The organism is Bacillus sp. CGMCC 1.60114 (assembly GCF_042676365.1).
GTDB lineage: Bacteria > Bacillota > Bacilli > Bacillales > Bacillaceae_G > Bacillus_A > Bacillus_A rhizoplanae_A.
In genome coordinates this window covers 261,350-283,603 of record NZ_JBHTHG010000084.1, presented here as the reverse complement: position 1 = coordinate 283,603, position 22,254 = coordinate 261,350, and the positions used below count along the sequence as shown (strand labels likewise).

The following is a 22,254-nucleotide window of genomic DNA, read 5'->3' as shown; positions in this document are numbered from 1 at the left end:
GTGTAGTTTCATTAAGATAAACTCTTGGAAATTTAAATATTATTTAATAGGAGAGCGGCAAGTGCCTACTTTTATACCTAAAGAATTATAGTGATTTTTTATGTTTATAACTGTTTGATGACGTGTAACTTCATCAATCAAATGATTTATTTTTCGAAGATCAACGGGTCTATTCATTAATAAGTCGTTAAAAGCTTGCTTAATTTCTTTTGGGTAAACATTTCCTACCATACTGGAAAGTCCGTTACAACCATCGATCATCTTTGCTGTGAAGTTTACGTCTCCGCCAGCAAACATAATGAAGTCATCAGGTAAATTTGTGTTACTATGACGTTTGACATCGCTCTCTTCTTTCAGTCCTACAAGATTAGAATGTTTTTGACCAACAAGGGTCTTAAATGATTCAGCATCTAAGTCAAATCCTGTTCGGAAAGGATTATTATAAAGTACAACGTTTTTCGTTGTATGTTCCAGTAACTCATTCATATAAAGAATCGCTTGCTGTTGTGTCGGTTGGATATAAGGCGGGAATTGAATTAGAATTGAATCGAAAACAGAATTTTCAATCTTATCAATGAGCTTTAATGCATCTCTTGTTCTTGTAGCCGATACACCAAACATAAGTTCAACATGATTAAAATTTTGCTTGTTAAAATAATCAATAATTTCTATCCGCTCTTCAATACTCATTGAGTTTTGCTCACCTGTAGTACCAGATACAAGTAATGACTCTATTCCGTTATCTGTTAAATATTCAATAATAGAATTAAAGCCTTCTAAATATAAACTTTCATCATCATGAAAGGGAGTAGGAATAGCAACATTTAAATTTTTCATCAATGATATCCTCCAGTATTCATATACATTCCAAAAACTAAATTGAAGATAAGGGTAAATATTCAAGTCGTTTACACAATATCCAAAAAGTATAATGAGAACAAAATTTCATATGTTAGGTCATATTTGAATTTATCTTTACTTATTTGTATCTTGCTTTACTATATGTCGCGGCGGGGTACCCACTGGCTCTTCTAAAAACCATGTGCCCATTGAAGTAAGAACCGGTACATCCTGAAAAGTAAAGAAAATGGCATCCTCTGTTCCTGAAGTGTTGCAATGTTCATGGGAGGACCAAGGAGGAGCTAGGAATAAATCACCTTTTTCCCATTCAATCTTCTCGCCATCTACAATACTAAATCCTTTCCCTTGAAATACGAAATTGAGAGCTACATTCGTATGGCGGTGGGGCTTATTGTGCTCACCAGGTTTGAAAATTTGTACGACCACATTCATTGTTGATGAAGTTCCATACGCATCTCCTGTATCCTTATGAATGAGTGATAGTGTCCCACGGCCAGCTTCAAGAAAGTCCTCCGATACCGATTCCTTAAGTAAAGGATAAATGTCTTTCCATTTCCAAGAACATGCTCTGATTGCAGGCTTCCTGCTTTTTTTCAAAAACTCACTGTAGTTAATGATATCTGTTGTCTGATTACTCATTTTGTTTTCCTCCTCAAATTTTTAATTTAACTCATTCCTACTAAAACTTAAAAAGATCAAAATTTGACAATTTTGAAAGGTTGCCCGTTTATTAAGTAAAGGACTTTAACAAGCGGGGCTTTGATTTAATTAAAAGTTTAAAATAGTTCAATTGATAGTACAATTCAATTATTTATATAATAATGATAGGTATAGCCTATGATTTGATCCCTATACATATAGATTGTTAGGTTATATATAGATAAATCTTCTCACGATTTTAACTATTATCATTTAGATTGGAGGTCTTGAAATGGAATTAAGACAACTTGAATATTTTTATGCAGTATGCCAAGAACTTCACTTTACAAGAGCTGCAGAAAAGGTTGGTATTTCTCAACCTTCTTTAAGCCAACAAATTCGGTTGTTAGAACATGAACTTGGAACACCTTTATTTGATCGAATTGGTAAAAAGACGGCTCTTACAGAGTCAGGAAAACTACTTTTAAAGTATACTGGCAATATTTTTTACGAATTAGAACAAGCAAAAACTTCAATAAATGAATTGAATGGGCTTGAAAGAGGAACAATTTCTATCGGGACATTGTTAACAGTTGAAAATTATCTGATTCCACCTGTCTTACTTCATTTTCATCGTCTATACCCTGGCATTAAGATAACTGTACTTGGGCTGCGCACGGGGGACATTCAAAAACACTTGTTAGAAAATAAGTTAGATTTAGGAATTGTTTTTTTGCCTATGAAAGGAGATGAATTAGAACAAATTTCTTTATATACAGAGGAAATGGCATTTGCAGTACCTATTGGACACCCGTTGGAGAAACAAGATATGTTAGGATTAGAAGCATTACAAACAACATCTTCTATTCTACTTCCAGAAAACTATTTTATAAGACAACTTATTAATAAAGGTTGTAAGGAATTAGGTTTCATTCCCGAACCAGTCTTTGAAATTACGACGATGGAATCTTTAATTAATATGGTTATTGAAGGAGTAGGGGTAACGATATTACCTAAACCATACTTAGAGTACCTTGATAATCCTAATATAAGAATTATTCCAATTTCAAACTCTAGTCTTACTCGGGAAATAGGAATCATCTACAGAAAAGATAAATATCTATGTGCTGCTGCACATATTTTTATTAATCAGCTAAAGGATACATCGCTTACATTATAGGACTTATGAAAATAGGTAATAAACTCTCTTAAGTGACTACATGCCCATCAACTTAAGAACTCATAATACCCCAAAATAGAAATCCTATCTCACTACTTCATAAGCAATTTGTGGATTTGAAATAAAGTTTGATCAAAGTGATATTAATATTCTTTAAAAGTTACCCAAAAAGAAAGAGCCTGTTTGAAAAAAATTAATCAAAACAGGCTCTTTCTTTTATCTAAATTCAACTGATGCTGGGAAATATCATCTTAAGTTTATCGCCACTCAACAATCTCATCGAGATTTTGTCTTGTTTTTGGACGTTTGGGATCCTCTTGTCGATATCCGAAAGCGACCATACAGGATACACCGAAATCGTTGCCGTTAATGATACCCTCATTTTGTAAAATAGCGGTCACCTGCTTTTTATCAAAACCTTCGATCGGACAGGAATCAATACCGATTTGAGCCGCCGCTGTCATCATGTTTCCTAATGCTATATATGTTTGTTTGCTTGCCCATTCAAAAATGAGACGATCATTATCTTCGAGTGCTGTTTCGACAAAGGATTTATAGAAACCGGAAAGATGCTGCACAACTTCTTCAGGCATATGATGAATGTCTTTCATCATTTTGATCACGTAAGCCGAATCATGCCTCAAGTCTTGTCTGGCCAATATAACTACAAAATGGCTGGCAGTAGGCAGTTGTCCCTGGGCACCGCCAGATACAGGTTTTAATTTTTCACGAAGCGTTGCATCCTGAATCACGACAAACTTCCAAGGTTCGAGGCCAACTGAACTTGGAGACAATCTTCCCGTCTCTAAAATAAAGTGAAAATCTTCATCCGAAATCTTTTTGTTGATATCAAATGCCTTGCAAGCATGTCTGAACTGGTAAGCTTGTAAAATTTCCTGTTTTTTACTCTCCGCTCTTATCATGTGAAATCAACCTTTCTTTCTGTTTTTTTGGTGAACAGATTTTTCGGAAAATCAACGGATCTGTATGTACACTGTTTGCTAACAGATCTGCTGATAGCATAACTGATTTTTGGAACAATTTCCATTAAATACCCTTCCCGTTAACTAGCTTCTTATACTAAACCGCCCTCGTTAGTTAATAAAGAAGGTAACTTTTTTATGGGGTTCCGTCCACATTTTAACGAAAACATACTCTAAGGAACCTTTCCAATCTCAAAAACATAGATATTTGAGACTGGAAATTCTAAGCGATAAATAGCTTAAAATCTGTCTTAAAACTCATCTCGAAAACAAATTCTCAATCAAAATCAGCAACATGAGTTTTGAGGTTCCCTTAGCGTATAAAAACGTTAAAATATAAGTGCTACCCCATGCCCGTCAACCTAACAAAAATAAACTACCTCAAAATGATAAAACTGAGCAACTCAGGCAAAAACCTTGCTTTGGGGTAATAGATCGTAAAAGACTATTCCATCACCTCTTCAAAGCGTAACTACAATAAGGACAAGCCAGTTTTGGCTTGTCCTTGTTCTATGCTGCCCGGCGAATTCAAACGGCAATCACACAAAGCCGCTATTCGCCCTAAATCTATCACCCCTGCCACAACGCAGGCTTTGTCACCATGAACCATAACATCGCCATTAAAAGAACAATGTAAATCCAAACAGAACGCTGCAACAATTGAATCAAGGTGTTCTTGTTTTGACCCGTTTCGCTGAATTTCCGAATGGTCGGTGAAAAGGCGCGGGCCAGGAAAAATAATGAACTCGCCATGAGAATAAGAGTCATCACTATCCAAGGGGTCTTCCAAGTCCAAGGGCCCGCCAGTACAAGCAGGACCCCGGATGCAACCAGCACATGCCCGGCATGCTTGGCCAGCCTGACCGAAAATCGGAACACATCCAGATAAGCCTGCTGTGTTCGGGCCTCTGAAGCCCGCAGTTTCTTGATGAGCGGAAGCAATACAAAAAACGGGCCGATGGATAAGATTACACTGAAAATATGTATATACAGAAGCAGTCGATACAACATGTCCATCCTTATATCACATTAACCTTCGATGGGACGGAACTCATGAACCCACACTCTCATCTTTGGCAGCCACGGCATGCCAGGGTGAAGAGACAGGATAGATTGCTTATATTCCTCCACATTCGCATAGCCTTCTTGACGGGCATGCTCATCAGTCAATTCGCCAAGTGACTGCGAATAGACCTTCTCCACAACATACTGGTGACCTTGAAGCTCCATCACTTCCCCGACATCCGCATATCTCCCGTTGCGGCGAGTAGCCGTTTTCTGTCCTGCAAGCACTTTTTCAATGTCTTCCTGAATCGTGATGAGACGTTCAATCGTACATGTTTTTGGCGGTAAAGCGTTCGTTTCATTTTGGTTTGTCATCTGGGTCACTCTCCTTTTTTCATTTAAGCATAAGCTCACTTTATCATATAAAAAAATGATTCTATATAGCAAGTTTCCACTTTAATAGGGATAACAAACTTTCATACAATGTTTATACGATAAACACCAATAATGGGAAAAAGCAGCGCTTGGTTTTGGTGCAAAAACCTCAAGATAATTGCAATTAATCTCTGAATCTTGGACATATTGATACTAGTACTCTAAAAAAGGGATGTAATCGGTATGGAAAACCAAAATTTGTTTAAATGGAAGCATTATCAGCCTGGTATTATTTTATTAACCGTGAGATGGTACCTACACGGTACAACCTCAGTAAATGAATGAAAACATTTATCATCCCTTTCGTATCCAGTCTAAAACATTTTTTTAATCAAACAAATACAGAGATGTGCAAAAAAAAATATCTCGAATTTGAGATATTTCACTTGCCTTTTAATCACTTGAGTTGTAAAGTGATAGTAACGAAAGGAAGTGAGTCATATGAGAAAGAGTACACTTAGTTCACTAATCTGGTTTCGTACTGCTCGTTTTACACATCAAAGTAATTTATTATCGAATGAATTCTTAAAACAGTTTCATATCACAGCTGCTCAGTTTGATGTATTAAATCAGGTTTCTATTTATCAGCCTCTCATGCAAAGTCAACTGGCTACTAAAGTAACCGTGTCAGAGGGTGGGATTTCACGTATGCTTACTCGACTTGAACAAGAGGGATATATACAGCGTAAGCAGGACTGGAAAACGAAATGGATTACTCTTACTCCAAAAGGAGAAGAAAAAATAAATGAGGTTTTTGAACACCAACTTAACTTCCAAACGTCCATTCTCAATGAGTGCTTAACAGAGGATGAGCAAAAAACACTATATAAGATTATGACTAAGCTACAAAAACATACTGAGAATAAATTGGAAAGTTAAGAACCATATTACTTGTGGTAAATGTTATTTTTTTAGTTATCACTTGATTGGTAAACTGAAAACGGAGGAATCACCGATGTATAAAATTAAAGGGCATCATCACATTTCAATGATTACAAAAAACGCAAGTGAAAATAATTACTTTTATAAACACGTGCTTGGTTTACGCCGTGTGAAAATGACGGTAAACCAAGACGACCCGTCGATGTATCACTTATTTTACGGAGATAAAACAGGGAGCCCAGGTACGGAACTAACATTTTTTGAAATTCCTCTAGTAGGAAAAACATATCGTGGTACAAATGCAATTACTCGAATTGGATTACTCGTCCCTTCAGAGGACAGTCTGCATTACTGGAAAGTACGATTTGAGGAACATGGTGTGTACCATGGTGAAATCACAACATATGCAAATCGTCCTGCCTTAAAATTTGAGGATCCTGAAGGTCTTCGTTTGGTGCTGCTCGTTTCAAATGGAGAAAAAGTTAAGCACTGGGAAACATGGGAAAAATCCGAGGTTCCTGTTGAACATCAGATTCAAGGAATGGGTTCTGTGGAAATAACGGTGCGTAGACTTGATAAAATGGCGGGCACACTTACAGATATGTTTGGTTATACAGAGGTCAGTCGAAGTGACGAAGAAGCAATTTTTCAGTCTATCAAGGGAGAGGTCTTTGGAGAAATCGTAGTGAGATATTTGGACGGTCCTTCTGAAAAACCAGGTCGCGGTAGCATTCACCATCTAGCGATTCGTGTGAAAAACGATTCAGAGCTTGCCTATTGGGAAGAACAAGTGAAACAAAGAGGTTTCCATTCCTCAGGAGTTGTCGACCGTTTCTACTTTAAGAGTTTATATTTCCGTGAATCAAATGGGATTCTTTTTGAAATTGCGACAGATGGACCAGGATTTACAATTGATGGAGAAGTGGAACATTTAGGAGAGAAACTTGATTTACCGCCGTTCTTGGAGGAACAGCGAGTAGAAATTGAAGCAAAATTATCTCCTATTGAAGAGAAGTAATAATGGGAAAATGTTATATTGACGAATCAAAAGGTATAGAAGAAAAAGTACAACTGTAAAATATAAATTAAAACTATTGGATTAAAACTATCGGGGGAATATAAAATGAACCAACTAAAAGGAATACACCATGTTACAGCTATTACAAGTAGTGCAGAAAAGAACTATGAATTTTTCACTTATGTTTTAGGAATGCGTCTAGTTAAAAAAACGGTAAATCAAGATGATATTCAAACCTATCATTTATTTTTTGCGGATGATAAAGGAAGTGCAGGAACGGACATGACTTTCTTTGACTTCCCAGGCATTCCGAAAGGCGTACACGGTACAAATGAGATTTCAAAGACATCGTTCCGAGTACCAAGTGATGCAGCATTGGAATATTGGGTAAAACGTTTTGATCGTCTCGAAGTGAAACATACTGGAATTAAAGAGCAATTTGGTAAGAAAACTCTCTCTTTCTCTGATTTTGATGATCAACAATATCAATTGATATCAGATGAATTCAATAAAGGGGTGGAATCAGGTACACCTTGGCAAAAGGGGCCAATTCCATTGGAATATGCAATTACTGGTTTAGGACCTGTTTTTGTTCGTATCGCAAACTTTAGTTACTTCAAAGAAGTGTTAGAAAAAGTTCTATTATTTAAAGAGACTGATCAAGAAGGAGCATTCCATTTATTTGAAGTGGGAGAAGGTGGAAATGGTGCCTCTGTCATTGTAGAACATAATGCGATTCTTCCTGAAGCCCAACAAGGTTTTGGTACAGTGCACCATGCAGCATTCCGCGTAGAGGATCGCTCCGTATTAGAGGAATGGATTGAGCGGATGAGTAGTTTTGGATTCCATACATCCGGTTATGTAAATCGTCACTTTTTTGAGTCATTATACGCAAGAGTTGCACCACAAATTTTATTTGAGTTTGCGACAGATGGACCTGGTTTTATGGGAGATGAACCTTATGAAACGCTTGGGGAAAAATTATCTTTACCTCCATTCTTAGAGCCAAAACGTGCAGAAATAGAAAAATTAGTTCGCCCAATTGATACAGTGAGAAGCACTAAGGAATTCATCAAAGAGTAAAAAAGAAACATATTTAACCGAATAGCTATTTACGAAGAAAATTTGAATATAAAATACCTCCAAAATTGACAATAAAAGTTGATTTTGGAGGTATTTTTTTGTTTGCTTCACTTTTTTTCGGCACTTATGTTTGATTAAAAAAATGTTTTAGACTATATAAAAAAGTATTAGACTGTTAAAAAATAGTTGTAGACTGAAAAATTATTTTCTGTACATGAAAGCCCTTTTGTTAAGATAAAACCAACGTATCGTAAAAACTTTAAAAGTCTCTTCAGGAGATCTGAAGAGACTTCCATTTACATGATTCCCGTTAGCAACAGTACAAGAATAATCCCCAATATTCTAGAGAGAGGCATTATAAAAACTTATTTAAATAAACCCAGTGCATCTTGCCAATTTCCTGTCCAACTTGTAAGTGAAAAGATTAAAAGTAATGCAAGAACTGCCAAATCAAATTGCTCATGGGGTAGGGAATATTCATGTTGATTAGCTATCTAATTCTTTTTGCACCAGAACCACGAGCTGTACAGACATATATGTACTTCTACAATCACGAGAGATTTTAAATCAAATTAAACAACCAGAGTCCAGTGGAGTACCGGACTCTGGTTGTTTAATTTCATATGGCTCCTTTTTTACTACTGTCTACTTGATGGGGATAAGTTCAACTTCTTCACAGCCTTTTTTCAGCCGATTTGTTTGCCTTTTGCATATTCTGTCTGCTTTCTTTTGTGGAATCCTTTTCCATAGTAAAAGCTGATTAAGATAGCGAACCAAACCGGTCCGACGACCAGTGCGATTCTTGTGTCCGGATTATAAGCCATAATGCCGATTACCGTTGCTAAAAATGCCAATGAAACATAAGAAGCATATGGGAAGAAAGGCATTTTATACTTTAGTTGCTTTTGTATCTCCGGCTGTAAGCTCTTGCGGTAACGGATTTGAGATAACAAAATAACAGCCCACGTCCAGATCGCTCCGAATGTGGCGATGCTTGTCACCCATGTAAATACTTTTGCCGGCACCACATAGTTCAGCACAACACCTATTAATAAAGCGGCTGCAGAAGCTAAAACAGCCTTGCCCGGAACACCGCCTTTTGTAAGAGCGCCGTATTGCTTCGGTGCTTCACCGTGCTCCGCTAAGTTGAACAACATACGTCCCGTACTGAAGATACCGCTGTTGCAGGAAGAAAGAGCCGCTGTCAGCACGACAAAGTTAATAATACCTGCCGCCGACTTAATTCCAAACTTCTCAAATGTCAAAACGAACGGGCTTCCTTGTGTGCCAATTTCATTCCAAGGATAAATGGCCATAATAACGAAGAGTGCCCCTACATAAAAGATTAAAATACGCCAGAATACAGAATCGATTGCTTTCGCTAGCGTTTTCTCCGGATTTTTAACTTCTCCGGCTGTAACACCGATCATTTCAATGCCCAGGTAAGCGAACATAACCATCTGCAACGACATGAGAACGCCGCTGATTCCGTTCGGGAAAAAACCGCCATGCTCCCATAAATTATGAATGCCCGTAGCGATGCCGCCGTTTCCGATACCAAAAACGATCATTCCCGCACTAATCGCGATCATCGCGACAATCGTCACAATCTTAATAAGCGCGAACCAAAACTCCAACTCCCCGTATGCTTTTACAGCCAAGAAGTTGACTGTTGTCATAATGACAAGCGCAGCCAATGCCCAAATCCAAGTTGGAACATCCGGGAACCAGTATTTCATATAAACACCGACAGCCGTAATTTCAGCCATACAAGTCACAACCCATAAAAACCAGTAATTCCACCCTGTCAGATAGCCCGCAAGAGGACCTAGGTAGTCACGCGCGTATCTGCTGAACGAACCTGCCACAGGCTTTTGAATCGCCATCTCCCCAAGAGCTCTCATGATGAAAAACATGATGAGACCAGCAAATCCGTACGCCAGCAAAATTCCGGGGCCCGCCAACTTAATAGCAGATGCGGAACCGAGGAACAGTCCGACCCCGATAGCCGCCCCTAACGACATAAGAGTGATATGCCTTTCTTCCAATCCGCGATGAAGTTCTTTTTCATGCTTCTTCTGCATCATTTCTCCCCCTTTGTAGAAATCTCCTAATCTTTGAAACGTATTCCTCCTGTGCTTCTTGCCTCAAAATTCAAACCTCTTCTAATCAATAGTTAACATGCCTTTTTATTTATTGCTTTACTAAGAAACATATAACGTTTTTGTTACATATTAATTTTTGTGAATAAAGCAAGAATACCGCGTCTTTTGGAATGCAGATGTATATAAACCCATTGACATTTCTACAGAATTTGTCGATCCGCCCTTCTGCTGTTAACGCTTACAATAAATAGGCTGTTTGTTTAGAATATTACAAAAATTATATTACAGCATTTTGACACTTGTGTGAAATTTATTTTTTGTATAAGATTTAAAAAATTATGAGATTATTTTGTTGATTTACACAAAGGAAATTGTCGCCTGCAGTAAATATGCAAATACATTTCAAATGGGAGGGATGAATCTTGACATATATGAAAAACGATCCTTTTAGAACTGCCTTCGATAGTTTGGAAGAATTTGCTGATGTGATCAGTGAGGTTCTGCAATGCTCGATTACGATTGAGGATGCGAATCATCGCCTTCTTGCGTACAGCACCCATGATGAAAGAACAGACCCCGCGAGAATCGCGACTATTATGGGACGCCGCGTACCTGAAAAAGTAATCAATAGCTTATGGAAAGAAGGAATTATTCCCGCCCTTTTAAAAGATTGTGAGCCTATTCGCATAAAAAGGATAGATGATATCGGTCTCGGTGACAGGGTCGCGATTTCCATTTGGAACAAAGAGGACGTCCTGGGGTTCATTTGGGCTTTGGAAATCGAGAAATCTTTGACTGAGCAGGATTGCACCTTGCTGAAAAGAGCTGCGGAAGCTGTGAAAAGCAAGCTGCTGCAGCTGCAAACCCGCAAAAACAAACAGGAAGAACGATCGCAAGAATTTTTTTGGAAGCTGCTCACCGGTCATATGCAGATAAACGAGGAAATTATTAGAAACTTTCACCTGCTTCACATTACTCCCGCTTCCTTATTTGCCGTCGCCGTATTCCATTTTGAACAAGAAATTACGAGTGAGGAAGAAAAACAAATTTCTTATTTGTTAAAAACAAGTCAGCATTTGAAAGTTTTGCTTTATACGATTGATTGTAACCAGCTGATCCTTCTCACTTCATTGGATGATGTCGATCAGCCTTTCCATGAAATCAACCGCTTCGTCGAGACGTTTGTGCACAAGATGGAAAAGCGATTCGGAATCAAATTTATCAGACCGGCATTCAGCAGTATATACTGTGACTATTAAAAAATCGGCAAAGCGTACAAAGAAACATTGACTGTTTTATCCATAAAGGAAAAATTCCCTTCCGAAACAGCGAGTATTCACAGTTATCAAAACATGGGGATTTATCAGCTGATTGATCTTTTGCTTGAGCAGAGAAAGCATGAAGAGTATGAAAATCAGACGCTGCAAAAGCTGCATGAGTATGACCAAAAGTATAATTGCAATCTTGTTGAAACGCTGGAGGTCTTTTTGAATAAAGACAGCAATGTCAGCGCCGTGGCCAAGGCTTTGAATATTCACGTCAATACGCTGAGCTACAGGCTTAAACGCATTTGTGAAATCAGTGAAATCAATTTAAAGGATCCCAACCAAAAAATGATTCTGTACTTGGATCTCAAGCTGCAAAAATTCATGTAGATGTAGCATCATCCTTTTGTGGAATTCCACAAAAGGATGATGCGTTTTTCTCCTTTTTTAACGATGAAAAAATATTTTGAACATTCTATACTCGGATTACAACAATATAAATTAAAGGTTATTGAGGGGGGGAAAATCTAATGATTATCGGAGTACCGAAGGAAATAAAAAATAACGAAAATCGTGTTGCGCTTACGCCTGCAGGAGTTATCTCATTCGTGAAGTCTGGTCATAAAGTATTTGTTGAAGCAAACGCTGGTATTGGAAGCGGATTTAGAAATGAAGATTACGCAAACGCTGGTGCCGAAATTATTGAAAGTGCCGCTGACGTATGGGCACAATCGGAAATGATCATGAAGGTAAAAGAACCTCTCTCCAGCGAATACACATACTTCCGTCCAGGCTTAATTCTATTCACATACTTGCATTTGGCTGCAGAGCCTGCTTTAGCTCAAGCTCTTAAAGATAATGGCGTTACTGCAATCGCATACGAAACAGTAGAAGTGAACCGTACGCTTCCCCTTCTTACACCGATGAGCGAAGTAGCTGGACGCATGGCTGTACAAATCGGCGCGCAATTTCTACAAAAGCCGAACGGCGGCCTAGGCATCCTTCTTGCGGGCGTTCCTGGCGTGAGTCGCGGTAAAGTTGCCATCATCGGCGGTGGCATCGTAGGAACTAACGCTGCGAAAATGGCAATCGGCATCGGCGCCGACGTAACAATCATCGACTTGAACGCAGATCGTCTGCGCCAATTGGATGACATTTTCGGCACTCAAATCAAAACATTGATGTCCAATCCGTTCAACATCGCGGAAGCGGTGAAAGAAGCAGACCTTTTAATCAGTGCCGTATTGATTCCTGGCGCAAAAGCTCCTAAGCTTGTCACGGAAGAAATGGTAAAAACAATGAAGCCTGGCTCCGTAATCGTAGATGTAGCAATCGACCAAGGCGGCGTTGTGGAAACATGCGACCATGTAACGACGCATGACAACCCGACATTCGAAAAGCACGGCGTTCTTCACTACTCTGTTGCGAACATGCCGGGCGCAGTTCCAAGAACATCCACTATCGCTTTGACGAACGTAACAGTTCCCTACGCATTGCAAATCGCCAACAAGGGCGTGCAAAAGGCAATCTCTGAAAACGGCGCATTGAAACTTGGCGTAAACACGGCGAACGGCGAAATCACATACGAAGTGGTCGCAAAAGACCTCGACTACACTTACGTATCTGTAGAAAACGCTCTCGCAAAAGAAGTTACCGCTATCTAATTAAGATTTCAATCTCCCCCTAAGAGCAGCTCTTGAGGGGGTTTTTTATACAAAGGGGATGGGCACATGAAACGTAACAGTTATCGTGACACATGGGCAGAAATTTTATTGGACAACATTCACCACAATTTTTTGCAATTCAGGGGATATGTAAAGGAACAAACAAAAATTATGGCTGTTGTCAAAGCGAACGGCTACGGGCATGGCGCAGTTGAAATTGCGAAGACCCTCATGCAAGCAGAGGCGGATTATTTGGCTGTCGCTCTTTTAGATGAGGCTCTGCAGCTGCGGAATGCAGGTATCTCTCATCCGATTCTTGTTTTAGGGTATACGCCAGTACGCTCGGTTCAAAAGGCCGTTTCGGAAGATATTACGCTGACCGTATTCTCTCACGAAGTATTGGATGAAATCATCATCCAATCTTCTCTATTACAAAAAACAGCTTCCGTTCATTTAAAAGTTGATACAGGCATGTCCAGAATCGGCGTCACTTCTGCGGAAGAAGCTTTGGAACTTGCACAAAAGGCGGCTACCTCTCCCTCTGTATATCTCGAAGGCATATTCACGCATTTCGCCAATGCGGACAGTAAAGACTCTGCCTATACACTCATGCAGTTTCAGCACTTTTTGGATGTGATTGAATCTTTGGAAACACACGATATTCATGTACCGATCAGGCATTGTTGCAACAGTGCCGGCACGATGAATTTCCCTGACATGCATCTGGATATGGTACGCATCGGCATTGCTTTATATGGCTTATACCCTAATGAGACATTTAAAGGGCATTCTATCAAACTCAAGCAAGCCATGAATTTCAAAACGAAAATCGCGGCTCTGAAAACTATTCCTGCCTCCCAGCCAATCAGCTACGGCTGTACATATAAACTCGAAAAAGAAAGCCTTATTGCAACACTTCCGCTCGGCTATGCGGATGGCCTTTCACGCCTGCTTTCAAACCAAGGGATGGTTTTGATGCACGAGCAGTTATCCCCTATCGTCGGGCGTGTGTGCATGGATCAGACAATGATTGATGTGACGGATATTGAGGGCTGCAGTGTCGGTAATGAAGTAACTATTTTTGGACATAATGGTTCTTCGTTTCAATCTGTGGACGAGATTGCAAGGTTGATGGGGACTATTAATTACGAAGTGGTTTGTTTGATTGGGGAGCGGGTGCCGAGAATTTATGTAAAGTCACAACAGCACAAACTATTTGTAACTAAAAGAGTATTATGTTAGATTTTTTCTTCAAAATCATTTGATGAATAATAGACAATGTTGTCTCCACGTTGTACTACATCATGCACTAATCCTAACGTTGGATTTAAGTGTCCTTCTCCACCTATATTGATGTAAAGTGCCTTTTTCATTTTTATCCCCTCCAGTAAATTTGGCATCGGTAAGTATGAAAAAAAGAATAGCGTATTTTTCGTTTTGGGGATACTTCAAAATCTTAACTTGATGGCGATGGGGTAGTACCCCTATAGGCATATGTTAAGGCAAATCCAATATAAAAAACCCAATTTCTCAGTATTAAAATTCGAGAAATTGGGTTTTTATATTGGTAGGACCCAAAGTTGTTTAAACCTATTACTTTGTATTAAAAGAAATGTTGATTTTTCATCGTAAAATAATAAACAAGAGTTAAAAGAGCTAAAATCGAAAAGTTATAAAAGCTAAACCTTATAAGGTACATTTTACTTTTTTGTGGATCTCTCTTAATAAAAAGTTTAAATGAAATTACACTTGCGAGGGAAGCAACAATCGTACCAAGTCCACCTAAATTCACACCTACTAATAAAGGCTGCCAATCCATGGAGAATTTTGATAAAAAGATCGCAGCTGGTACATTGCTTATCAGTTGGCTTAAAATTATGGAACTGAAAAAGATAGATGTGGGACTTTTGAGATTTTCGCTTGCAAATGTGTGAACTACCTTTAATTCCGATATGTTTCCTATAAATATAAAGAAACATATAAAAGTAATAAGCAATAAATAATCAATTTTCTTCAATAATTTTATATCAAGTATACATGCGGTTCCCAATGCGATGATGAACGCAAGTTTGTAGTTTAAAACCCCTAGTATGGATGCAGATATGATGCCAAATAGTATTCCCCATACTGTTGCCTTTTTTTTATTTTTTATAGGAATATACGGAAGTTCCATTTCCAATGTTTTACTATTCAATCTTTGATTAAGGAAGAATAACAGAATAATTCCAAGAACCACTAATAGAAGGATTGTTGTAAAAAATTGTATAGGCTTTATTCCATAGTTAGTAAATATGAAAAGATTTTGAGGATTTCCCATAGGAGTTAGGCTGCTTCCGATGTTAGCTGCAATTGTCTCTAGTATAATAGTATCTAACATAGAAGTTTGTATAAACTTACTAATTATAAGTGTTAATGGTACAAATGTTATTAATGCCACATCATTCGTTACAAGCATGGAACTAAAAAAGCATAATAAAATTAGGATTGCTGAAACACTTTTACTAGTATGACATTTACTCAGTATAGCAATGGCGAACTTATCCAATAGTTTAAGCTCTTCCAGGGCCTTAACTACGAGCATAAGATTAAATAAACTGACTAATACTTTAAAATTAATATATTCTAGTTTTGGTGCATGGAATAAACAGCTTACGATTGCTAACAAGAGTGATATAGTCAATACAATGTCTTTTTTTAAAATTCCAAATTTCAAGTTCACTTTTTTTTCATTTTTTGCATAAATATATTCTTTCATCAATCCCCCTCCAGTACGATCTATTCTACTACATACTCCTGTTTCTTGCATTTGAAACCTCAATGCACTTAAAAAATACCATCATTTCCACTGAATTCCATAAAGGATAGAGTTTTTTCGTTATGGGGGTTATGATTTGTCTTGGTTTGATAGGCATGGGGTACAGCCAGCATTTCAGCTATCTTCTATAATAAACAAATTTGATATGAAAAAGGCTGATTCATCCATGTTTCGGTTAATCAGCCTTTTTTATATTTAATGGACTTAATGTATCCACTCTTCAAGAATATGTAGTGTTTTATTTGTTGCATCCATTTCTACTTTTATACCAATTGGAACGGTTAGCATCGGATGAGTGTGGCAACAATCAAATTCCGCAATAAAGGGTATGTTCATATCATCTAAAACTTCTAATAGAATCTCATATGGTTTTTTATTTGTACCACAATCATTAAATTGCTCATGTTTCCCAAGGATTAGACCAGCGATTTTATTAAATATTCCATTGACTTTTAGTAATGAAAAACTTCGTTCAATCGTAGCAGCATCTTTTGCTGCATCTTCGATAAAAAGGATATCTCCTTCTTTTATTTCTGGCATGTATTCGCTACCCCAAATACCACTTAATGTGTTTAAATTTCCTCCAATTAACCTTCCTGTTGCTTTTCCACTATTTACACAGACCCAACCATTTTTTCTGCGTTGTTTTTCCTTCGTTTTTTCTTCCCAATTGATACATTCATCCGTCCAATAAGCCGGTTTTTTAATCTTATAGGGTAATGTTTGTTGCTCTTCTAACATGTCGCTAAAATATTCGTATGTAAAGTTAACAAATGGCTCAAATTCACCAAATGAAGGGACTAATGCAGGTCCGTAAAATGTATGTATTCCGGTTTTTTCGTATATTTCAAGTAATATTGCAGTAACATCAGAATAACCTATCATTATTTTGGGGCTTTTTATAAATGCCTCATAATCAATATAAGGCAATATGGAATTAGAATTCATTCCACCAATGGTTGACATGATACATTTGATGTTCGGATTTCGTATTAATTCATTGAGTTCTTCTGCCCGTTCTTTCATACCTCCAGACCGGTAATAATCATGTTTTCCAGTTAAGTTTCCTTCTACTATATGAAATCCTTTGTTCTCCAAAAATCTTTTTGCTCGATCAAATCTTTTAGGTGCGGTATAAGCTGCTGGTGAAGAAGGGGAATAAATCCCGATTAAATCCCCTTTTTGTAATTTGCTAAGTTTCATCGTTTTCTCTCTCCCATGAAAGACATTTGCATGTATATTTAAATGGAAAGCTAATGTGAATAATCTTACAATTTATTATACCTTAAATTAATTTGACTATATCTCAAACAAATCTGTAGGAAGAATACAAAAAGGATGAAACAAGGGTAAAGCTGTAATTTTTACTTTTGTTATAATAGGATTTAAGAATATCATTATTAATTTTGTTGTAAAAAATCTTTTCGGCTTTATAAAGTTATGAAAATCGTATTCTATTTTTGTAGGGGGATATAGATGAATAAGAAGCTTCTTTATAGAATAAGTGAACTTTTAGTAGAGTGTGCGAAAAGCGGGAAAGTAATGGAGTATGGGCAATTAAGTAAAGAACTTGGAGGATATATTTCTCCAATTCAGCTGAACAAGCCGCTGGGAGCTATATCTGAGATGTGTATTGAACGAAACGCGCCTCCTTTATCTGCGATTGTCATTAGTCGGAACAGTCAGATGCCTGGAGAAGGCTTTTTTACATATATAGCGCCGCTGATGGGATATGGAAATCTAAAAGGAGACGAGTGGGATCATTTTTACTATGAGCAACGGGAAGCGATTTTCCAGTACAGACATTGGAATGATTTTCTTTCTTCTTTCCATGAAACGGTACGTCCGAAGCCTTTGAATCATACGTGGATTTTTCAAGGCAATCCTGTACGTTTCCGTATTGATGATTATATAGAAGAAAATGAAGCTTGGCTGTGGTCCTTAAATCAGGAACATTATAGAGATGTGATAAGAGAAGGGGACACGGTTTATATTTGGAGATCTGATGGAAAGCAACAGGGAACAGGCGGAGTCATTGCGAAAGGGAAGATTACGGGGCTAGAAACTCAAACCGCTGATGCAAGTACGTATTGGATTAATGAGGGCAGAACGGATGAGAAAGAAGGAATCCCAATCAATCGCGAACAAGTTTTAACAAAGTCTCCGATAACTAGAAAAGATTTAGCTGAGCATGACGTTTTACATGATCTGCTTATTTTACGTATGGCCAACCAAACGAATTATCTCTTATCACCGGAACATGCGAAAGCCCTTGATAAGCTCTGGGAGAAAAAGATTGAAAGAGAACAACTACCGTCCAATGAAAAACAGTTTGCTCAAAGTTTGCGTCAAAAAGAATATGAAGGAAGTTTTAAAACGAAATACTATATCCTTATTGTAAAGTGTTCTGAAGATGAAGAAGCACCTGAATATCGAGTGACGCTACTAGAAGATGGGAATGTAGTTCACAAAAAACGCTTACGAAGTTCCTCTAAAAAACAACTGCTTACACGAGCGAAGCGGAGAGGATTGGAACTTTTGTTTGAGCACGATTCGTCTGTTTCTATAAAGGACGTTTCCATGGCTCATTACAAAGAAAATCGCCAAAAAGTAAATCCGTGGGTGCGGGAAAATGAGGAGACATTTCAGAAGATGTTCTCTGAAATACAAATACAATGCAGAGAAAAAATTGTAGAAGAAGATATTACATCGGAACTGGCACAAGAGGATATTTTCTATACAGACGGGACTGCAAAAACATACTACGGAACACGCTATGAACGTGATGTACGCAATAGATCGGCGGCTATTGAAATCCACGGATGTTCATGTGCTGTGTGCGGATTTGATTTTGAAAGAGTGTACGGAGAAAGAGGAAAAAGTTTTATAGAAGTGCATCATGTAAAACCATTAAGTACACTTGAGGAAGCAACGGAAATTAATCCAGAAGAGGACCTTGTTCCTGTTTGTTCCAATTGTCATCGGATGATCCACCGGAAGAAGGATGATGTGCTGACAGTGGAGGAATTGAGAGATGTGTTGAAAGCAGCTTTGTTATCAAATTAATTGGGGTGAACCGTATTATAAGTAAATGAGGTTTTAGCGAAAAAACAACAGCACCCTCTAATTTGCTGGAGAGGTGCTGTTTTGTTATTTGAATGGCTTACGTTAATATACTCCTTTAATTCGAATGGTGGAAGCACTTTTTATTAGAATTGTCCCCCTAGTTTAACAAATGCTTTTTTGTAAATAATATGTTTGTTAAACAATTAATTAAGGGGGACTTGTATGCCACAGGATCGAAAAACAGAAGTTCAAAACGATGCATACGAAGGAAAAGAGATCATGCCAGATAATCCACAATATCTACCGCGTCACGTGCAAATGGAGCTGCCTCACGAATTTTCTATAAATCCTCTGTTTGCCCGCGAAGGAGAATCAGTCGTTCCGCGCTTTCACATGCATGATAAAGGCATGTTACCAGAAACAGCGTATCAAATCGTCCATGATGAAATTGCTCTTGATGGCAATGCCCGCTTGAATCTTGCAACATTCGTTAGCACATGGATGGAGCCTGCCGCAGAGCACTTATATGCCAAATCATTCGACAAGAACATGATTGACAAGGATGAATATCCACAGACAGCCGAAATTGAGGAGCGGTGTGTCCGCATTTTAGCCAACCTCTGGCATTCGCCCACCCCCCTTACGACTATGGGCGTTTCAACAACTGGATCGTCGGAAGCATGTATGCTCGGGGGGCTTGCGTTAAAGAGACGCTGGCAAAACGCACGCAAAAGCGAAGGGAAGCCGGTGGATCGGCCCAATATTGTGTTTAGTTCTGCTGTTCAAGTCGTTTGGGAAAAATTCGCGAACTATTGGGAGGTTGAACCACGCTTTGTGAAGGTTAGTCCAGAGCATCCCCGATTGGATCCTCAGGGGGTCCTCGCTGCCGTGGATGAAAATACGATTGGTGTGGTACCGATTCTCGGTGAGACTTATACCGGGCTTTACGAACCGGTTGCCGCCATTGCGAAAGCGTTGGACGATTTACAGGAGAGGACGGGCCTCGACATTCCCATGCATGTGGATGCGGCTTCGGGGGGATTTATAGCACCGTTTCTTCAACCAGATTTAGTCTGGGATTTTCAATTACCGAGGGTGAAGTCCATCAATGTATCCGGACATAAATATGGATTAGTCTACCCTGGGTTGGGTTGGATAATTTGGCGGGAAGCTGAAGATCTCCCTGAGGATCTAATCTTCCGCGTCTCCTATTTGGGCGGGAACATGCCGACTTTTGCACTGAATTTCTCTCGTCCTGGCGCACAAGTGCTCCTGCAATATTACAATTACCTGCGTTTGGGGAAAAGTGGGTACTATGATGTCCAAAGGGCTTCTCAGAAAGTCGCGCTTTTTCTTAGCAAGGCGATTCAGAAGATGGAACCGTTCGAACTTTTGTCCGATGGTTCGGATATTCCGGTTTTCGCTTGGCGACTGAAAGATGGTTACACATTAAACTGGAATCTTTATGATTTATCTCGACAATTGCGTGTGTTCGGCTGGCAAGTACCCGCCTATCCATTGCCTCCAGATATGGAAGCGGTGACGATTATGCGCGTTGTGGTTCGAAATGGATTTTCCATGGATCTCGCGCATTTATTTTTGATGCACCTCAAACAGGCCGTTGCCTTTCTGGATTCCCTGGACGGGCCTATGCCACATGATACGAAATGTGATAATGGGTTTCATCACTAAGTGGGGACAGATCCCGTAGTCATTAAGTTGAGCGAACCACCGGTGAAATTAACTATCTTAGATGAATCCCTCCATTAAGAAATTTATTGGAGGGACTTTTCATGGAGATTAAGTCGACCAATAAGGATATGCTTTATACAGAAGAAAAGTTTATATCTCTTATCGGTTGGGGGAACAGGTTAAGTACCAGATCTGATAAATAGACGGAGAGATTCCGCCTATTGACTCGAAAAATATGAAAATGGGTAATTTTGCTTTGCATAATCGGAAAACCTTCCCTTATAAACCCCGGAACGAGCTCTATTCTGCATTTAACCGAAAAATCTGCGCTTATTTTACTATCGCTGGTTACTCAATTAAGGACAAGACTTCATATTTAAAGGAAGTGAGAGGGGTAGGGTGATCCAAGAGAACCTCATTTAGATACGTCACGGTGAACCGTATTATAAGTAAATGAGATTTTTGTGAAAAAAGTAACAGCACCCTCTAATTTAATGGAGAGGTGCTGTTTTGTTATTTGAATGCCTAGATGAACATTTGTTGCATCAATGGTTGTTTTTGCTCTTTTGCTTACTTTAATACTCTCCTTTAATTACAAAAAACGAGCCCCGAATTGTTCCAGCTAGTTTAGACTTCTGCCTAGCAAACTTAAACTTCCCTTCTAACTCCTTTGGTATCTCCATCCCCTCAGAAAGCTTAAAACCAACGGCACGCTTCTTAGGGTCATCAACCGTATACATGACGTTAATCCCAAGACCATCCTCATAAAAGACGTAGGCAATTTTAATATTTTCCACTTGAAAACGCGACGTTTCTAAAGGTTTGGCCGCAAACTCAATATCACGTTCTTCTTTCAAAATTCGGTTCACATAATCAAGGGTCTCCTGGCTTTCGCTAGCTGGTACAACTGTAAACTCATGCTTATATTTGTTCATAAAGTAACGGGCTTCATTAGCACGTAAACCAGCAAGCGCTTCCGCTACGGGTGAAGACTCTAAACCAATCGTAGACACATTTTTAAAATCAACGATATAGGACAATTCCATTCCTCCTTTTATCTCTTTATTTCCTAACAACAGGAATCCACATTTCACCAAATACTAAGCCGTTTCGCTGCCCCATCTCAACCGTTGCATTTGGCCCGCCAACATAGGCAATATTCTTTGCTTCTGGCAAGACTTGACCAAAGGCAATGCCGGTAAGCTTATTACTCAACTCATCAGTCGTCGTCCCTTCCCCTTTAACAACTAGGTATTCCCCCTTAGGAAATTGGATAACTCTGGATTCTTCTGGTATCGACGCCTCTGTCATGACGCCAGCATAATGCATCATCTTGTTATTCACCGCTTCGTTCACGACAAAAATATAGTCATTTGTGGCTATGGCTTTTAAAGTGTCAAGTCGTCCATCTTGTTTGACGGCCCGCCAAAAGTCTGCCTTTTCCTTGTTTATGCCAGCATAGTCTGTGTAATCGCTCTTAAGCTCAGTTCCAATACCTAAAACGGTAAAGCTGTCTTTTTCTTCTAGGGTATAATCTGTCATATTCAAAACCTACCTTTTT

Annotated in this window: 19 protein-coding genes and 2 pseudogenes; 10 read left to right on the top strand and 11 right to left on the bottom strand. The window is 38.7% G+C overall.

The annotated features are described in order from the left end of the window. Positions 1–39: 39 nt before the first annotated feature. Positions 40–837 carry a dihydrodipicolinate synthase family protein gene (locus ACFQZ1_RS13205; protein ID WP_377882635.1) on the bottom strand — a complete coding sequence of 266 codons (798 nt, stop codon included), beginning with the start codon at positions 835–837 and terminating at the stop codon, positions 40–42. A gap of 138 nt (positions 838–975) precedes the next feature. Beyond that, positions 976–1,500, bottom strand: coding sequence for a cupin domain-containing protein (locus tag ACFQZ1_RS13200; protein WP_377882634.1), 525 nt, complete (start codon positions 1,498–1,500; stop codon positions 976–978). 292 nt (positions 1,501–1,792) lie between these two features. Here ACFQZ1_RS13200 and ACFQZ1_RS13195 point away from each other — a divergent pair, with 292 nt between their 5' ends. Next, the gene (locus tag ACFQZ1_RS13195) at positions 1,793–2,680 is read left to right on the top strand and encodes a LysR family transcriptional regulator (protein ID WP_377882633.1); all 888 of its coding nucleotides are present in this window, start codon (positions 1,793–1,795) and stop codon (positions 2,678–2,680) included. 257 nt (positions 2,681–2,937) lie between these two features. Here ACFQZ1_RS13195 and ACFQZ1_RS13190 read toward each other — a convergent pair whose 3' ends face one another. From ACFQZ1_RS13190 to ACFQZ1_RS13180, 3 genes are all read right to left on the bottom strand, one after another. Further along, positions 2,938–3,603 carry an NAD(P)H-dependent oxidoreductase gene (locus ACFQZ1_RS13190; RefSeq protein WP_377882632.1) on the bottom strand — a complete coding sequence of 222 codons (666 nt, stop codon included), beginning with the start codon at positions 3,601–3,603 and terminating at the stop codon, positions 2,938–2,940. Between the two features lie 630 nt (positions 3,604–4,233). Beyond that, the gene (locus ACFQZ1_RS13185; protein ID WP_377882705.1) at positions 4,234–4,674 is read right to left on the bottom strand and encodes a DUF2269 family protein; all 441 of its coding nucleotides are present in this window, start codon (positions 4,672–4,674) and stop codon (positions 4,234–4,236) included. Between the two features lie 18 nt (positions 4,675–4,692). Next, positions 4,693–5,043, bottom strand: coding sequence for an ASCH domain-containing protein (locus ACFQZ1_RS13180; protein WP_154711692.1), 351 nt, complete (start codon positions 5,041–5,043; stop codon positions 4,693–4,695). Positions 5,044–5,286: 243 nt separating this feature from the next. Here ACFQZ1_RS13180 and ACFQZ1_RS13175 point away from each other — a divergent pair. The 4 genes and pseudogenes from ACFQZ1_RS13175 to ACFQZ1_RS13160 form a co-directional block, all read left to right on the top strand. Then, positions 5,287–5,378: pseudogene (locus tag ACFQZ1_RS13175) on the top strand (IS6 family transposase); the annotation flags it as partial. A gap of 166 nt (positions 5,379–5,544) precedes the next feature. After that, positions 5,545–5,982 (top strand): MarR family winged helix-turn-helix transcriptional regulator, encoded by a 438-nt coding sequence (locus tag ACFQZ1_RS13170; protein ID WP_377882630.1) that lies wholly within the window; start codon positions 5,545–5,547, stop codon positions 5,980–5,982. A gap of 76 nt (positions 5,983–6,058) precedes the next feature. Further along, a complete protein-coding gene (locus ACFQZ1_RS13165; protein ID WP_377882629.1) occupies positions 6,059–7,003 on the top strand; it encodes a ring-cleaving dioxygenase in 945 nt (314 codons plus the stop codon). Between the two features lie 105 nt (positions 7,004–7,108). Then, complete coding sequence (locus ACFQZ1_RS13160) at positions 7,109–8,086, top strand: ring-cleaving dioxygenase (RefSeq protein ID WP_377882627.1); 978 nt, start codon at positions 7,109–7,111, stop codon at positions 8,084–8,086. 686 nt (positions 8,087–8,772) lie between these two features. Here the strand turns inward: ACFQZ1_RS13160 and alaP are convergent. Further along, positions 8,773–10,170: an alanine permease AlaP gene (gene alaP, locus ACFQZ1_RS13155; protein WP_377882626.1), complete on the bottom strand. Its 1,398-nt coding sequence runs from the start codon at positions 10,168–10,170 to the stop codon at positions 8,773–8,775. A gap of 452 nt (positions 10,171–10,622) precedes the next feature. Between alaP and ACFQZ1_RS13150 the strand changes: the two are divergent. The 3 genes and pseudogenes from ACFQZ1_RS13150 to alr all read left to right on the top strand — a co-directional run bounded on the left by ACFQZ1_RS13150 (position 10,623) and on the right by alr (position 14,362). Further along, positions 10,623–11,846 (top strand): annotated as a pseudogene (locus tag ACFQZ1_RS13150) (PucR family transcriptional regulator). A 140-nt stretch (positions 11,847–11,986) separates the two neighbouring features. Next, a complete protein-coding gene (ald, locus tag ACFQZ1_RS13145; RefSeq protein ID WP_377882625.1) occupies positions 11,987–13,120 on the top strand; it encodes an alanine dehydrogenase in 1,134 nt (377 codons plus the stop codon). Positions 13,121–13,186: 66 nt separating this feature from the next. Beyond that, positions 13,187–14,362: an alanine racemase gene (gene alr / locus ACFQZ1_RS13140; RefSeq protein WP_377882624.1), complete on the top strand. Its 1,176-nt coding sequence runs from the start codon at positions 13,187–13,189 to the stop codon at positions 14,360–14,362. Here the strand turns inward: alr and ACFQZ1_RS13135 are convergent. The 3 genes from ACFQZ1_RS13135 to ACFQZ1_RS13125 all read right to left on the bottom strand — a co-directional run bounded on the left by ACFQZ1_RS13135 (position 14,359) and on the right by ACFQZ1_RS13125 (position 17,138). After that, a complete protein-coding gene (locus ACFQZ1_RS13135) occupies positions 14,359–14,493 on the bottom strand; it encodes a hypothetical protein (RefSeq protein WP_377882623.1) in 135 nt (44 codons plus the stop codon). The two genes, alr and ACFQZ1_RS13135, sit on opposite strands and share 4 nt — an antisense overlap. Positions 14,494–14,723: 230 nt before the next feature. Beyond that, entirely contained in the window at positions 14,724–15,875 is a 1,152-nt protein-coding gene (locus ACFQZ1_RS13130; RefSeq protein ID WP_377882704.1) for an SLC13 family permease, read from the bottom strand. A 264-nt stretch (positions 15,876–16,139) separates the two neighbouring features. Then, complete coding sequence (locus tag ACFQZ1_RS13125; RefSeq protein ID WP_377882622.1) at positions 16,140–17,138, bottom strand: S66 family peptidase; 999 nt, start codon at positions 17,136–17,138, stop codon at positions 16,140–16,142. A 273-nt stretch (positions 17,139–17,411) separates the two neighbouring features. On the opposite strand from ACFQZ1_RS13125, the gene ACFQZ1_RS13120 reads away from it, so the two are divergent. Beyond that, positions 17,412–19,001, top strand: a complete 1,590-nt coding sequence (locus ACFQZ1_RS13120) for an HNH endonuclease (RefSeq protein ID WP_377882621.1) — start codon at positions 17,412–17,414, stop codon at positions 18,999–19,001. A gap of 222 nt (positions 19,002–19,223) precedes the next feature. Beyond that, positions 19,224–20,693 (top strand): glutamate decarboxylase, encoded by a 1,470-nt coding sequence (gene gad, locus ACFQZ1_RS13115; protein WP_377882619.1) that lies wholly within the window; start codon positions 19,224–19,226, stop codon positions 20,691–20,693. Between the two features lie 575 nt (positions 20,694–21,268). Here the strand turns inward: gad and ACFQZ1_RS13110 are convergent. Further along, positions 21,269–21,733, bottom strand: a complete 465-nt coding sequence (locus tag ACFQZ1_RS13110; protein ID WP_377882618.1) for a phage tail protein — start codon at positions 21,731–21,733, stop codon at positions 21,269–21,271. A 22-nt stretch (positions 21,734–21,755) separates the two neighbouring features. Further along, complete coding sequence (locus tag ACFQZ1_RS13105; protein ID WP_377882617.1) at positions 21,756–22,235, bottom strand: GyrI-like domain-containing protein; 480 nt, start codon at positions 22,233–22,235, stop codon at positions 21,756–21,758. Positions 22,236–22,254 lie beyond the last annotated feature (19 nt).